The 15,025-nt window shown below is 45.6% G+C and carries 11 protein-coding genes, 2 tRNA genes and 1 pseudogene; 11 read left to right on the forward strand and 3 right to left on the reverse strand.

Annotated features, from left to right (window positions below):
- The first annotated feature begins 547 nt into the window (after nt 1-547).
- The 3 genes from F384_RS09575 (at nt 548) to F384_RS09590 (ending at nt 5,136) form a co-directional block, all read left to right on the forward strand.
- The gene (locus F384_RS09575) at nt 548-3,391 is read left to right on the forward strand and encodes an autotransporter outer membrane beta-barrel domain-containing protein (RefSeq protein WP_046481269.1); all 2,844 of its coding nucleotides are present in this window, start codon (nt 548-550) and stop codon (nt 3,389-3,391) included.
- 7 nt (nt 3,392-3,398) lie between these two features.
- On the forward strand, nt 3,399-3,638 hold the full coding sequence (locus F384_RS09580; RefSeq protein ID WP_046497999.1) for a DinI family protein: 240 nt from the start codon (nt 3,399-3,401) through the stop codon (nt 3,636-3,638).
- A 377-nt stretch (nt 3,639-4,015) separates the two neighbouring features.
- Nucleotides 4,016-5,136 (forward strand): IS3-like element ISSen4 family transposase gene (locus F384_RS09590; RefSeq protein ID WP_096147877.1). Its coding sequence is split into 2 segments (ribosomal slippage): nt 4,016-4,274 and nt 4,274-5,136, totalling 1,122 coding nucleotides; the frame shifts between segments, so codons are not numbered across the junction.
- Here the strand turns inward: F384_RS09590 and F384_RS30750 are convergent.
- Together F384_RS30750 and F384_RS30335 are read right to left on the reverse strand one after the other, a co-directional pair.
- On the reverse strand, nt 5,129-6,100 hold the full coding sequence (locus tag F384_RS30750) for an acyltransferase family protein (protein ID WP_046481270.1): 972 nt from the start codon (nt 6,098-6,100) through the stop codon (nt 5,129-5,131). The two genes, F384_RS09590 and F384_RS30750, sit on opposite strands and share 8 nt — an antisense overlap.
- Nucleotides 6,101-6,297: 197 nt before the next feature.
- Nucleotides 6,298-6,453 (reverse strand): tail fiber assembly protein, encoded by a 156-nt coding sequence (locus F384_RS30335; protein ID WP_080949921.1) that lies wholly within the window; start codon nt 6,451-6,453, stop codon nt 6,298-6,300.
- Between F384_RS30335 and F384_RS30680 the strand changes: the two are divergent.
- Nucleotides 6,394-6,903 (forward strand): annotated as a pseudogene (locus tag F384_RS30680) (tyrosine-type recombinase/integrase); the annotation flags it as partial. The gene F384_RS30335 and the pseudogene F384_RS30680 overlap by 60 nt on opposite strands.
- 104 nt (nt 6,904-7,007) lie before the next feature.
- Here the strand turns inward: F384_RS30680 and F384_RS09600 are convergent.
- Nucleotides 7,008-7,097, reverse strand: a tRNA-Ser gene (locus F384_RS09600).
- A gap of 93 nt (nt 7,098-7,190) precedes the next feature.
- Between F384_RS09600 and mtfA the strand changes: the two genes are divergently transcribed.
- The 7 genes from mtfA to F384_RS09630 all read left to right on the forward strand — a co-directional run bounded on the left by mtfA (nt 7,191) and on the right by F384_RS09630 (nt 14,946).
- Nucleotides 7,191-7,988, forward strand: a complete 798-nt coding sequence (gene mtfA, locus F384_RS09605) for a DgsA anti-repressor MtfA (protein ID WP_046481271.1) — start codon at nt 7,191-7,193, stop codon at nt 7,986-7,988.
- Nucleotides 7,989-8,088: 100 nt separating this feature from the next.
- Nucleotides 8,089-8,164 (forward strand) — tRNA-Asn (locus tag F384_RS09610).
- A gap of 161 nt (nt 8,165-8,325) precedes the next feature.
- Nucleotides 8,326-9,588, forward strand: a complete 1,263-nt coding sequence (locus F384_RS09615) for a tyrosine-type recombinase/integrase (protein WP_046481272.1) — start codon at nt 8,326-8,328, stop codon at nt 9,586-9,588.
- Between the two features lie 498 nt (nt 9,589-10,086).
- A complete protein-coding gene (locus F384_RS09620; RefSeq protein ID WP_046481273.1) occupies nt 10,087-11,130 on the forward strand; it encodes a nucleotidyltransferase in 1,044 nt (347 codons plus the stop codon).
- Nucleotides 11,127-12,863, forward strand: coding sequence for a ThiF family adenylyltransferase (locus tag F384_RS09625; protein ID WP_046481274.1), 1,737 nt, complete (start codon nt 11,127-11,129; stop codon nt 12,861-12,863). The genes F384_RS09620 and F384_RS09625 overlap by 4 nt, the downstream gene beginning before the upstream one ends.
- Nucleotides 12,856-13,326: a Mov34/MPN/PAD-1 family protein gene (locus F384_RS28710; RefSeq protein WP_075212272.1), complete on the forward strand. Its 471-nt coding sequence runs from the start codon at nt 12,856-12,858 to the stop codon at nt 13,324-13,326. Before F384_RS09625 ends, F384_RS28710 begins: the two co-directional genes overlap by 8 nt.
- Before the next feature lie 27 nt (nt 13,327-13,353).
- A complete protein-coding gene (locus tag F384_RS09630) occupies nt 13,354-14,946 on the forward strand; it encodes an SAVED domain-containing protein (protein ID WP_046481275.1) in 1,593 nt (530 codons plus the stop codon).
- Nucleotides 14,947-15,025 lie beyond the last annotated feature (79 nt).

Raw genomic sequence — 15,025 nt, forward strand, 5'->3', positions numbered from 1 at the left:
CCTCTGATACTCAATCCACGACGAAATTTCCGCTCAGGCCGTACGTGGAACCGCACCTGAACAGGGGTTCATAAAACACCCGTTCAAAAATTCACTCACCAAAATAAACTGCTAATGCTTTTCTTCATTTTCTTATTATTGATAATATAAAAATAGCCGGCATTCTACTGTTTCCGTTGAAGACAAAATGGCCACCAGGAAAAGTCGATATACAAATAAGACTTTTACCGAAAATACTTTCCAGATGATATAATCGAACTTTTGACAACATTTTATGACCTATTTATAGTCGCTGAGTCGAATAAAGCGCGACCGCAGGCATGAGAACAGTTCATTCTTAACTCACTCTCGCAAGAGGGAAGCTAAATATCCCTTATTTTTCAGCCTTTCTGATTGCTCCCGACAATAGAGAATTACTCTCCGGCCTCTCGTTTTGACGACATCCTATAAATAATCTGGTGATGATGAGAGAGAACATTATCCCCCCCACTTATGCAAAATGACAGAGCTCATAGTACTCACCATCTGGGTACTATACAGGAGTGGTATGGGCATCAAACAACACAATGGAAATGCTGGGGCCGATCGCCTCATTGAATTAAAAATACGTTCTGCCTCAATTCAACTGGCGACGATCGGCGCTATTGGTTTGAATGCCATTGTCTTTTCACCATTAGTGGTTGCTGTTGATTTAGGCAGTCAAAATGGTACCCATATTACCGTTAATGATGGTGACAGAATTACAGGTGATAGCGTCGATCCCAACGGGGGCATCTATGGCGTAATGACCCCAACAGGCAATACTCCCGGCAACATCAACCTGGGTAATAATGTTACCGTCAATGTCAACGACCCCTCTGGATATGCAAAGGGGATCATTCTTCAGGGTAACAACAGTACCCTGACAGCGAACCAACTGACAGTAGACGTTGTCGGTCAAACCGCTGCCGTCGGGATTACTTTAAATGGTAATTACGCACATGCTGACTTAGGCACAGACAGCAGCATTAAAAGTAACGGTAACGGCATCATTGTTGGACATGGCTCCGCGCTATTAGCCAGCCAACTCTCTATTGAAAACTCGAACGGAACGGGTTTAAGCATCAACGACTATGGCAGCAGTGCCGATCTGGGTAGCGGAAGCCAAATCAAAACCAATGGTGGCTCAGGGGTTTATATTGGTGGTCTCAACGGCAATTCAGCCGACGGTGTCGCACGTTTTACCGCGACAGATCTGACTATCGATGTTCAGGGTTACAGCGCCTCAGGGATAAATGTACAGAGAAACTCTGTGGTCGACCTGGGAACAAACAGCATCATTAAAACCAATGGCGGCTATGCACACGGCATCTGGAGTTTCGGCGAGGTGAATGCAAATGCACTCACTGTTGATGTGAATGGTACTGACGCCAATGGAATCGAAGTGCGTGGTGGAACGACCACTGTCGGTGCAGGCAGCCACATTTCATCCGCCCTGGGGGGTGGACTCGTGACCAGCGGCACAGGTGCTACGATCAATTTTTCTGGCACGACAGCGCTGCCCAACAGCATATTCTCTGGCGGCTCTTACGGTGCTTCTGCCCAAAGCGCAACGGCCGTTATCAACATGCAAAACACCGACATTACGGTCGATCGTAATGGCAGTCTGGCGCTGGGGTTGTGGACGCTTGGCGGCGGAAAAATAACCGGAGATAATCTGAGTATCACTGGCGCGGCAGGAGCCCGGGGGGTTTACGCCATGACTAACAGCCAAATCGATCTGACGAACGATTTGGTCATTAATATGAGCACACCCGACCAGATGGCCATCGCGACTCAGCATAACGATGGCTATGCCGCCAGCCGAATTAACGCCTCGGGGCATATGCTAATCAATGGCAGCGTATTTTCTAAAGGTGGGTTGATCAATCTGGACATGCATTCTGGATCGGTCTGGACGGGTTCCTCCCTCAGCGACAATGTCAATGGTGGGAAACTGGACATCGCAATGGATAATAGCGTCTGGAACGTGACGAGTCATTCCAGTCTCGACACGCTGGCGCTGACCCATTCAACCGTCGATTTTTCCAGCCACGCCTCAACAGCCAGCGGATTTACCACGTTAAACGTAGCAAACCTGAGCGGCAGCAGCACCTTTGTTATGCGTGCCGATGTCGTTGGCGAGGGAGGTGGCGTTAATAACGCAGGGGATTTACTGAATGTCAGCGGAAGCAGCGCCGGTAATCATGTCTTGGCCATCCGCAACCAGGGCAGCGAGGCGACAACGGGAAATGAAGTCCTGACGGTGGTACAAACCCCCGACGGTGCGGCCTCATTTACCGCCTCTTCTCAGGTTGAGCTGGGGGGATATCTGTATGATGTCCGTAAAAATGGGACCAACTGGGAGCTTTACGCTTCCGGTACAGCGCCGGAACCCGTTCCTGATCCAATACCGGATCCGGCTCAGCCCCCCGTAGTAAACCCCGCTCCCGCCCCTAAACCAACCACAACCGCAGATGCTGGCGGCAATTATCTCAACGTCGGTTATCTGATGAACTATGTCGAAAACCGTACGCTGATGCAACGAATGGGCGACCTGAGAAATCAGAGCAAGGAAGGTAATATCTGGCTTCGCGGTTACGGGGGAAAGCTGGACTCTTTCGCCAGTGGCAAACTGAGCGGCTTTGACATGGGTTACAGCGGTATACAGTTTGGCGGTGATAAGCGTCTCTCTGATGAAACACCGTTGTATGTGGGTCTGTTTATTGGCTCAACACGTGGGTCGCCAGACTATCGCGAAGGCGACGGCACTGCACGTTCAGACTACATGGGAATGTACGCCAGTTACATGGCACAAAGCGGCTTTTACAGCGATCTGGTTGTGAAAGCATCACGCCAGAAAAATAGCTTCCATGTGATGGACAGTCAGAACAACGGTGTTAGCGCCAACGGTAGCACCAATGGGTTCAGCGTCTCTCTGGAAGCCGGGCAGAAGTTCAGCCTGAATCAGCCCGGTAATGGCTTCTATATTGAGCCACAGACCCAGTTCACTTACAGCCACCAAAATGGCATGGATATGAAGGCGAGTAATGGCCTCAACATTCATCTGAGTCACTATGGCTCGGTGCTGGGGCGTGCCAGCATGATACTGGGGTATGACATCGCCGCAGGCAACAGCCAGTTGAATATGTATGTGAAGACCGGAGGCATCCGCGAGTTTTCAGGGGATACAGAGTATCGACTGAATCGCTCCCGGGAGAAGCACAGTTTCAAAGGTAATAGCTGGAACAACGGCGTGGGCGTGAGTGCACAGTTCAACAAACAGCACACGCTCTATCTCGAAGCCGATTACACGCAGGGAAATGCTTTTGACCAAAAGCAAGTCAACGGCGGATATCGCTTCAGCTTTTAAGCTCAACGTGAGTAGTGAAGCCGGGACGGACAGGAGAAACATTGCCGGGTTGCCAGGTGCAAGTAGCATCATTCTGGCAGAACTAACAAAGCGGGTGCACCGGATTTTTCCCGATGCCGAGGTGAAGGTAAAGCCAATGCAGGTTAATGCTTTAAACAGCAACTGCACAAAAACGGAGAAAGAAAAACTGAACCGCATGCTTGAGGAAAAGTTCGAAGAATCTGACATGTGGCTGGTGAGCGAGTGAACTATGGACAGCTTGATCATATCGAGGATCAGAATCTATTTCCCTAAACCCGATGAGCGTCTCCCCACCTTACCGGGTAACATGCGCAATTTGACCATCAAGGATACCGTAGGTGACGGCAAAATAAGACACCACCACGTTGATAACACGATCTATCTTAGAAAATAAAACACACAAAACCTTGCAATCCTATGCAAAATTTTGTGTGCAACACTTCTTTCTCATATCATCTGAAAGTATCGACAAAGGTGCGCTTGTAATACCTCCCCTTTAATTTTTCTGTTAAATTCCTTTCGATATACTTAATGACCTGCTCCCCGTTGATTAGTACACCCCGATGTTAGTAATGTCTTCATAAGCCACATGAGGACATCCCCATGAAGAAGCGTTTTTCCGACGAACAGATCATCAGTATTCTCCGCGAAGCCGAAGCTGGGGTACCCGCCCGTGAACTCTGCCGCAAGCATGCCATTTCCGATGCCACGTTTTACATCTGGCGTAAGAAGTATGGCGGTATGGAGGTGCCTGAAGTTAAGCGCCTGAAGTCGCTTGAGGAAGAGAACGCCAGACTCAAGAAGCTGCTTGCCGAAGCCATGCTGGATAAAGAGGCGCTTCAGGTGGCTCTTGGGCGAAAGTACTGACGACAGACCAGAAGCGGGAAGCCGTGATGTTGATGTGTGATGCGACCGGTCTGTCGCAACGTCGTGCCTGCAGGCTTACAGGTTTATCCCTGTCGACCTGCCGCTATGAGGCTCACCGTCCGGCTGCTGATGCGCATTTATCAGGGCGCATCACTGAGCTGGCACTGGAGCGCAGGCGTTTTGGCTACCGTCGTATTTGGCAGTTGCTGCGCCGTGAAGGGCTTCATGTTAATCATAAGCGCGTGTACCGGCTTTATCACCTCAGTGGCCTGGGCGTAAAACGCAGAAGACGTCGTAAAGGGCTGGCAACAGAACGTCTGCCGCTGCTCCGTCCGGCGGCGCCCAATCTGACCTGGTCGATGGATTTCGTCATGGACGCACTTTCCACCGGTCGCAGGATCAAGTGTCTTACCTGCGTCGATGATTTCACAAAGGAATGCCTGACGGTCACTGTTGCCTTTGGGATTTCAGGCGTTCAGGTCACGCGTATTCTGGACAGCATTGCACTGTTTCGAGGCTATCCGGCGACGATAAGAACTGACCAGGGGCCGGAGTTCACTTGCCGTGCACTGGATCAATGGGCCTTTGAGCATGGTGTTGAGTTGCGCTTAATCCAGCCGGGCAAGCCAACGCAGAACGGATTTATTGAGAGCTTTAACGGACGATTTCGCGATGAATGTTTGAATGAGCACTGGTTCAGCGATATCGTTCATGCCAGGAAAATTATTAATGACTGGCGGCAGGATTATAACGAATGCCGCCCGCACTCCACGCTGAATTATCAGACACCGTCTGAATTTGCAGCGGGCTGGAGAAAGGGTCATTCTGAGAATGAAGATTCCGACGTTACTAACTGAGTGTTGTATCTAATCGTGGGGGCAGGTCATTAAAGCTATATAGGGAGATTATCACACTCAGTAAAACAGAAGAGATTACAAGCAATTCAGTATATGGTGACATGCCGAACGACCAAATCATAAGAGAAATAACTATCCGATGTAGTAGATAAAGTGAATATGAAGAAGCACCCAATAGCATCATAAATGAACTCACTTTGAATTGATTGTCAAAAAACACCAATGTCAGAACCATTATAAAGGAAGGTATCCCCCAAAAAACAAATCTATTCGGTATATCACCAAAGTACATTACAAACAAACACACACACAAGATAAAATAAATGTAAATTTTATTTAGTCTAATTTCTCTGACATACGTTAATCGCAAAAACGCAATTAGCATACCAAGAGCAAACTCAAACATAATTTCATTATGATAAAAAATTAAACTTGGAATATATCCACTTATAACAAACAAGCAAACAACAAAAAATGATGTAAGTAAACCAGTCCATTTTCTTGTAATGACAATGGAAATCGAAAATAAGACGTAGAATACAACCTCGAAATTCAGCGTCCATCCAACACTATGAATTGGTAGGTATGAGCCTTGTAAGTTCTTAACCGGTATAAAGAGAATGCTTTGTATAAATGTATAAATATTAACTTCACTTATTGGGTAAAGTGAGTGATTTATGAGAAGTATCAGACTGAATATCAAGGTTGAAATCCAATACATCGGAACAATTCTGATGGCACGATCAAAAAGAAAATCATAGAACGTTTTTTTTGTCGCACAAAATGAATGGTAAATAACAAACCCACTAATAACAAAGAATATGTCAACACCAAACGCCAATTTTTCTCTCAAAAAAAAATCTAAGTAAGCATAGCCTGTGTGCAGTGGGTATTGCCTGCATGCGTGGTAAATTACTATTGCTATTGCCGCATAAAAACGCAGCGCTTGTAGGCTTCTTATCATAATTGATAGTCCACATAAAAGATTTAATGATAATGTGGAGAATTGACAAAGTCAATATGAATGCAAATGAAATGCTGGTGATACTGGCGGCTTTTATAATACTTAAGTTGAAAACCCGTACAATACTACAACGCGAAATAATAGCACAAAGAAAATAATTAAGTTAAATTAACTCATTTCATTTTTGACGGAGTAGGCTAGTTAATTTCTGGTGCATTGGAGGTATCAACGGCTTCCAGTATATCTAGATATTCCAGCCACAAAGAGTACTGCACTTTCTCTGTATCGCTGACCCGAAACCGCAGCGTTTTCGTTACATTACCGATGAAGAATACCTGACGATTTATGAACACGCCAGTGAGTCGGTTAAAGCCGCAATGGAAATAGCTTATTTATGTGCAGCGAGGGTATCCGATGTCCTGAAAATGGACTGGCCGCAGATAATGGATAAGGGAATTTTTATTCAGCAGGGCAAGACGGGAGTTAAGCAGGTTAAAGCATGGACAGATCGCCTGCGCGTGACAGTTAATATTTGCAGATCGTAGGGGGAAACGGGGTCAGTTATTAAAACCATGTATGGAGAGCATTACTCTAACAAGAGGTTTAATGAGGCATAGCGAAAAGCAAGAATAGCGCAGCAAACTATCTCGGAAGGCCTCTGGATTGCACTTTCCATGATCTGAAGGCTAAAGGCATTTCTGACTACAGATAAACAGAAATTCAGTGGGCATAAAACAGAATCTCAGGCTCTCGTTTACGACAGGAAGGTAAAAATAAGCCCCACCCTGAACAGAAAAATGTGATTTACACCATAGCGTCAGACATTACTCTGGCGCTATTTTTTCTCACTAGATTTTCTCAACGGGATATGTGTCACTGACAACAGGAAGGGTAAGTGCTTGAATAGTGGCGGAGAGAGGGGGATTTGAACCCCCGGTAGAGTTGCCCCTACTCCGGTTTTCGAGACCGGTCCGTTCAGCCGCTCCGGCATCTCTCCGTTTTGATGGTTGCCATCATGCCAGGTAATTTGGCATTTTAACAGACCCTGTCCCTTCAATTTTGTTCAAGTGACGAGTTTGCGAGCAAAACGATGATTAAGTGGCCCTGGAAAGCACAAGACACCGCGCAAAATGAATCTGCTCAGTGGGAGGAAGCCCTTGCAATCCCCCTGCTTGTGACGTTGACTGCGCAAGAACAAGCCAGACTCATTGCGCTGGCAGAGCGATTCCTGCAACAAAAGCGACTGGTAGCCCTACAAGGCTTCGAACTTGATTCACTGAAAAGCGCGCGCATCGCTCTGCTTTTCTGTCTACCGGTTCTGGAACTGGGAATCGAATGGCTGGATGGCTTTCATGAGGTACTCATCTACCCTGCCCCCTTTGTTGTCGATGACGAATGGGAAGATGATATTGGCCTGGTCCATAACCAGCGCGTTGTTCAGTCCGGACAAAGCTGGCAACAAGGGCCGATCATTCTGAACTGGCTGGATATTCAGGACTCCTTCGACGCATCCGGTTTTAACCTTATTATTCATGAAGTTGCGCATAAGCTCGACATGCGAAATGGCGATCGCGCCAGCGGCATTCCGCTGATTCCCCTGCGGGAAGTCGCCAGTTGGGAACATGATCTGCACGCCGCGATGAACAATATTCAGGATGAAATTGATCTGGTGGGTGAAACCGCATCGAGTATTGACGCCTATGCGGCTAGCGATCCAGCAGAATGTTTTGCCGTTCTGTCGGAGTATTTCTTCAGCGCTCCGGAGCTCTTTGCACCACGGTTCCCTGCGCTGTGGCAACGTTTCTGCCAGTTTTATCAGCAGGACCCTCTGCAACGCCTTCGTGATAGTGAAGACGATGATTCTTATAACCCCGCGCAGGTTCATTGATCCCTCGCATTGAGGATTAATTAACCACTTGAAAAGGCGTGCTAATTATACTGTTGACACGCCATAGCGAGGTCAGTATCATGCGCCTCGTTCACACAATTCCTCTGTAGTTCAGTCGGTAGAACGGCGGACTGTTAATCCGTATGTCACTGGTTCGAGTCCAGTCAGAGGAGCCAAATTCTTGTTTTCAGGCGTACTTAAAAGTACCTATATGATTAGGTTTCAATAAGTTAGCGTGAAAACCTTTCCCGATGCGTATCTGGTTTCCCCTGCGCATCCGGCGAAATTGGTGGTCTGATTTGGGGTCATTTCAGTTCGATAATGGAGTGACCACCATATGTCCCTGTCCGACGCGAAAATCCGCAGTATTAAGCCTTCCGATAAACCCTTTAAACTGACTGATTCTCAGGGCCTGTATCTGCTTGTCAATCCGGGCGGTTCACGCCTCTGGTATCTCAAATATCGCTTCAACCGAAAAGAATCCCGTATAGCATTAGGTGCCTATCCGCAGGTCTCCCTTTCTGACGCCCGCCAGCAGCGCGACGGTATTCGTAAACTGCTGGCGCAGAATATCAATCCCTCACAGCAACGCATGACTGAAAAAGCCGCTGCTTCACCAGAAAAATGCTTTGAAGTTGTCGCTCTGAAATGGCACAAAACCAACAAGAAATGGTCGACTGACTATGCGGAGCGCATCCTCGCCAGTATGAAAAATCATATCTTTCCGGCAATCGGTCATCTGCCCGTCACGATGCTGAAAACGCAGCATTTCACGGCACTGCTGAGAGTTATCGAGGATAAAGGCTTTCTGGAAGTCGCGTCCCGAACCCGGCAGCAACTCTGCAACATCATGCGCTACGCCGTGCAGCAGGGACTGACCGAAAGCAACCCAGCGCAGCATCTGGAAGGCGTCACCGCGCCGCCGGTGAAAAATCACTATCCCGCCCTGCCGCTGGAGAGGTTGCCCGAATTGTTTGAGCGTATTGGCGACTATCAGCAGGGACGGCAGCTTACGAGACTGGCGGTGGTGTTGACTCTACACCTGTTTATCCGCTCCAGCGAACTGCGATTCGCCCGCTGGAGCGAGATAGATTTCAGACACAAAATCTGGACCATCCCCGCCACCCGAGAGGCGATAGATAAAGTTCGTTTTTCAGGTCGTGGGGCAAAAATGCGCACTCCGCATATTGTGCCATTGTCCCGGCAGGCTATAGCTATTCTGAAGCAAATACAGGAAATCTCCGGTCATCTGGAGCTGGTCTTCCCCGGCGACCATAACCCATATAAGCCGATGAGTGAAAATACCATCAACCGGGCGCTGCGTCTGATGGGCTACGATACCAAAACCGACATCTGCGGGCATGGCTTCAGGGCAATGGCTTGTAGCGCACTGGTGGAATCTGAACTCTGGTCGCGGGATGCCGTGGAGCGGCAGATGAGCCATCAGGAGCGCAATAGCGTGCGTGCGGCGTACATTCACCGCGCTGAGCACCTCGACGCCCGCAAAGCTATGATGCAGTGGTGGTCGGATTATCTGGACGTCAGTCGTGACGGGTACACTGCCCCATATATTTATGCACGACTGCATGGGATGGTCTAAGTAAGGTGACTGCTCCTGTAATAGTTTAGCCCTGCAACACCCGAAAAATCTCATCGGGTGTTCTCATTGCTGCAACAGATTTAGGTACTCTATGCTAGCTTACTCCACCACCTCGCTGACCCTTTTTCTTGTTGTTCGAAATTTCCCAGGCTCCCGAGCAGGCATTCCATTTTTGATATAACTCACCTACTCGGCCTATGACTTCTGATGAAAATCACGCCTGTCAATCATTGATGGCATCATGACATGTCATTGATAAAAATGATTATTCCCCTATAGTCGTTACGTCACACCTCATATTTCCTCAGGTTTGTCGTACAATCCTTCATCACGGGGATATCTCACTTATAACTGTCGGCGTTTTACCTATTTGAAAGTTTAGCTTTATACAAATTCGCGATATGGCAATCAGAACTGACTTATTTTTTCGCATTAGTACTTGAAAACAAGCGAAGCGGCCTCACTATCGATCCTGTTCACAACAAATGTGGGGTTACTATGAGTCTTCAAAACAAATTCATGAATTTTCATGATGCTATCAAGTTAGGCAGACAGGATCTAGAGTACACAACGGCACGTCTGAAGGACGACAGCATCACAGCGGATATCAAAAAACGCTTCAAAGAAGATGGCTATCCAGTCGTTGAGGATTTCATTCAGGGCTCATTGGCGACCAGCACAGGTATCCGGGAAAAAGGTCAAGATTTTGATATTGATCGTGCTATCGTCATTGAAGCCGATTTAGCGCCAGAAAATCCCATTACACCTAAGTTGGCTGTTTTGGAAGTGCTTGAGGATCGGGGCTTTAAAAACGCTAAGATAAAAAAGCCTTGTGTCACAGCTGATTACAAAGCCGATGACCTTCATGTTGACATCCCCATTTATCGTAAATACGAAAACGGACAGTACGAGCTTGCGGTTGGTAAAAAACATTCTGATGAGAACAATCGAGAGTGGTCCCGGTCTGCACCCCACGAACTGATCGATTGGGTAAATAGTTACGATAAAAATGGGGTATATGGTTCCAAAAAACATGACCAATACCGCCGCATTGTCCGGTATCTTAAGCGCTGGAGAAACGTCACATTTAGCGAGGATGTTCGGCGCAAAATCTATTCAATAGGTATTGCTGTTATGGTCAAAGAGTGCTTAGCCTCTTCAATCAATGATGAAGGCTTCCCGAATGATCTTTCTGCTCTACGTTCGACCATAAATAACATTCTGAATTATAGCAACTATTTTACTTTGGTTGATGTGGATAAATACAAGGTTAAAGTTGCTCTGCCGGTCAGCCCTTTCAGAGACATTTTTCATAGTAGTAGCACTGCTACGGGCACGCAACTCCGTAACAAGTTTAGCTCGTTATCAAAAACACTTGGTAAAGTTGCTGATGAAGAAGATGAGTCCAAACAATGTGAGCTGTTACGCAGTGTATTTGGAGATGATTTCCCTAAGTGTGCTTCGTCATCATCTGCATCGTCGGTTGCTAAAAAAACAGTGTATGCGTCCGCAGGCGCGGTAGGGACATCTCAGGGCGCATGAATTATTCAGAAATTCAAACACATTTAACAGAATGCGGATACAAAGTATCCGTCTTCCCTTACGGCTCTGCGGGAAATGATTCTTTCACCGTCGAACTTGAGATTAATAATTTTTTAGTTACTTTGCTTCATATTGCCGTCCCTGAATTAACCCAAATGCCCAGCTTTCTTTTAGGAGACCCATCGGCATTGCCTAGGCTCGCGCATACTACAATTCATGCAGATAAACGCTACGCGAGTATCTGTGTAAATGTTCCTGATGCTGTATCCGTAAACTATGAACGCCCAGAACTGGCATTTGAGGAGTCACTCACAAGGCACATCGCATTGCTGACTAATGCTTTATCAGATAGCGAATGGAATAATTCTGAGCTAATTAGAGAGTTTGAAGCTGGTTGGCTAAATATAGTTGCCCAAAACACTGCTCCATTTCTCTGCTTGACTGAAAGCAAAAAGATGGAAGAATTATGTGTTTTAAAGCCACGTAAAAATATTGTCAGAGGACTGGGATCATACTATGTGGGATATGCAGCTGAATGTGTACCAGACAACATTTTTTCACCGATTAATCAGCTCATAACAGATCGAGAAGCAACTAAGGGACGAGGATTTGTTATACCCCTTAGTATCGCGACACCTGCACCTAAGCAGAGAGAAGACCTTGCCGATTGGTATCTTTCCCTATTAGCTGATTTACCGGTGGCAGTTCGAACCAAATTGACGCAACAATTCTCTCAGCAACGCTCCCATGAATTTTGGCTCATTTTTAATTCCCCTACCCCATCAGGAATGACATGGTTTGGTATTTATTTTTCACTAAAAAGCTCTGTAAAAGGCAGGAAACACCTACCCTTTAAAGGATCTCATTTAGTGGAGTGGGAGCTAACGCCCTTAGAAGTATCAACTTTTAACCAAGATAGACTTATGCCAAGGAGTGGTGCCGAGCAATGTCTTCTTCGTAAAAAGGTGTTGCTTGTAGGATGCGGCTCAGTTGGTGGTGAAATTGCAGACAAACTTGCAGCCTCTGGTATCGGTCATATTACGTTATGTGACCCTGATTATCTTTCGCTGAATAATCTTTATCGGCATATTCTTCCTCCTGCATATGCTTTATCTCGAAAATCACTCGCGCTTTGGCACAGCCTGACAAGTAAATACCCCTGGATTGCGATCGAACATTATACTGACAGATTACTTGAGTTAAGGCATAGGGCATTTCTGTCGCAATTTGATATTATCATCATAGCGATAGGCTCACCTACCCATGAACGATTATTTCATGACTACTTGCTTAAGGAAAAAATTGGTACTCCAGTTATTAATACTTGGGTTGAAGGATATGGTATTGGTGGGCATGCAGTTCTGGATATTCCCGCCCAAAAAGGCTGTTTGCGGTGTGCATATGTTGACCCTTCCGACTTCTCTCGAGGACTCGCATCAAACCTGAACTTCCTGGCACCCAATCAGGATTTGACAAAAAATCATGCTGGATGCGGAGATGCTTTTTTGCCATACACTTACATCGCATCAACTCAGACAGCCCTTATTACTGCAGATCTTGCTGTTAAATATCTTCTTGGTAAAGTCCATGATTCATCAAAAATTAGTTGGAAAGGAAGTCCAGTTGATGCGAGCGAGAATGGATTTAAGCTAAGCGATAGATATCAAGCATTTAACCGCTCATTAGAAATATTACCCCTGTACAATACTGAATGTGATATTTGCAATGAATAATTCTGAATCAATTACTATTGACACTACAAACTTCAGGATTAACATCCCAAAGACAGTGAGTGATACCTGGCTAAGTTACCGGCAAAGTCGCTCAACGGCCCCCGAAGCATTTGGTGTCCTCATTGGTAATAAAGATCTTGGAGTGGAACATTATCACTTAGTCGAAGTTACCGTTCCTCAGAATGGGGATCGATGTTCCAGATTGAGTTTTACGCTTCAAGATCCTGAACATCAACGCAGAGTTGATCATCTGCATCAAAGCTCCAGCGGTCAATTGATCTATCTTGGTACATGGCATACTCACCCGGAAAAAGTACCCCATGCTTCATACACAGACATTAGGGACTGGAAAGAGTGCAATTCACGGAATAAAGAGAGGCAACTTTTTTTCGTAATAATTGGAACAGAACAAAATGCATTATATTATTTCTTAGAGGGAAATCTTCTACGGCAAGAGTTCTAATATACAATCATAAAAGAAGGTAGAACAATGAATACTATTGATAAAGAATTTTTCAACCAAACTCACTTTCCTCCTTTTGATACGATAATCAATGTTAATGAATATATTAGACTTCTTGATGAGAAAGTAAAATGGGATGAAGTTATTTACTTCACTGATGACAATAATAAAAATTCACTTATCGCTCTCCAATTTGAATCGAATGTAGTGTCTGCAATGCGTTTTAATTTCCCTTTGGATGAACTAATTTTAATAATTCAACGTTTATGCCAAGGAAAGAAGCCTCTTAAGTTGGCTATTCTTCAGGGAATATCATTAGAAAGTGCACATGTAGCCAATTTGAGATCAATTCAGCAAGTTCTTCAACTATGCCAATTTCAGACAATAAAAATTACTACAAATGAGATCAGGAGATTCCTGAAATCCACGGGTGGAACTAAAGCAAAGGGACGCGGCGAAAATTTTAGCAAACTAACGAAGGATGAAGTATGGAAAGATAGTCACGGTCGATGTATGTTTACCGGTTGTGGACTGCGTCTGAATATGGATGAATTAACCGGTGCGCATGGAAACTTTAGTTATCTAGCACATAATGTTGCGTCATCAGAAAGGGGGGAGCGTGGGGTAGCTGTTCTATCAGAAAAATTATCCAATGATCCCAGCAACGTACTTTTACTCTGTGACAAGCACCATCGATTGATTGATAAAATTGCTGGATGCGATTATCCTGCTTCTCGCCTTTCCGAAATGCGCTCAAGACATTGCCACACATCTGAGCTGTTGTTAGATGGCTTAAGCTATGAACCAGTAGATGTCTATGTCCTACTTTGGCCTGTCAATGCCCAGGTTATTTCTGCTCCTGGTTCAAAAGAAATAGCAGCCTCGCTATCATCAATGCGGCTTAGAGCTTTAGGTGCTTCTAATATTATTGAAACTTGCGGAGAAAGTTTTTTCCTTCAACATGGCTCTGACAGGGAACAGATAATTTCTCTGATTGAGAATTCAGCTCAGCAGATTCGAAATCAGACACGTAATAAAAATTTTAAAGCTGCATTATTTGCGTTTGGCCCTATGCCTGCTCTTGTTGGGCTCGGTGCCCTTTTAGGGAATAAAGGACAATTTTTCCCAATGCTCCGCTACAGAGATGGCGGATGCTGGATGTGGCCTAAACCTGAACCTGTTGGAAATTTTTACTCTGTTGAGGGCTTGGAATCACTTATTGTTCATGATGAAATTGTTGTTTGTATAAATTTTACTGCCATAGTTCCCAAACTTGTAAGCAAAGCACAAGAGCTAAAATCCTTAAAGGGTTGCTGTATTGTCAGCTACACTTCAACAGTAGATTTCATGGGAAATGGCGCAATACCTCATCCAGAAGATGGCATAGCATTCTGTGCACGATTACAACAAGATTTGCATAATTTTAAAAACCAATATGGGGTAAATCGAGTCCATCTTCTGATTTGTGCATCCAACGCAGCCTCAGTTTTTGTCGGTCAGGCATGTGATTTACATCATCCAGATATTCTTGTTTATGATTTTTCTGAGGAAGGGATGGAACCAGCATTGTTGATTCAGAACAATTCAGTAATAACAAAAGTGTCACATCCCGGTGTTTGATATACTATCTAGTCCTGTTGCGCCTATTCAGGCGCAACAGGATCGACTTAATTAGTCTGTAACTAATTTTTCGATAATC

This window comes from Citrobacter amalonaticus Y19 (assembly GCF_000981805.1).
GTDB classification, from domain to species: domain Bacteria; phylum Pseudomonadota; class Gammaproteobacteria; order Enterobacterales; family Enterobacteriaceae; genus Citrobacter_A; species Citrobacter_A amalonaticus_C.

Bases quoted from the DNA above. Each gene is read 5' to 3' on its own strand.
- F384_RS30750 (WP_046481270.1), bottom strand. From the start codon at position 6,100: ATGATAAGAAGCCTACAAGCGCTGCGTTTTTATGCGGCAATAGCAATA.
- F384_RS09625 (WP_046481274.1), top strand. From the start codon at position 11,127: ATGAATTATTCAGAAATTCAAACACATTTAACAGAATGCGGATACAAA.
- F384_RS09630 (WP_046481275.1), top strand. From the start codon at position 13,354: ATGAATACTATTGATAAAGAATTTTTCAACCAAACTCACTTTCCTCCT.
- F384_RS09575 (WP_046481269.1), top strand. From the start codon at position 548: ATGGGCATCAAACAACACAATGGAAATGCTGGGGCCGATCGCCTCATT.
- F384_RS09620 (WP_046481273.1), top strand. From the start codon at position 10,087: ATGAGTCTTCAAAACAAATTCATGAATTTTCATGATGCTATCAAGTTA.
- F384_RS09615 (WP_046481272.1), top strand. From the start codon at position 8,326: ATGTCCCTGTCCGACGCGAAAATCCGCAGTATTAAGCCTTCCGATAAA.
- F384_RS28710 (WP_075212272.1), top strand. From the start codon at position 12,856: ATGAATAATTCTGAATCAATTACTATTGACACTACAAACTTCAGGATT.
- mtfA (WP_046481271.1), top strand. From the start codon at position 7,191: ATGATTAAGTGGCCCTGGAAAGCACAAGACACCGCGCAAAATGAATCT.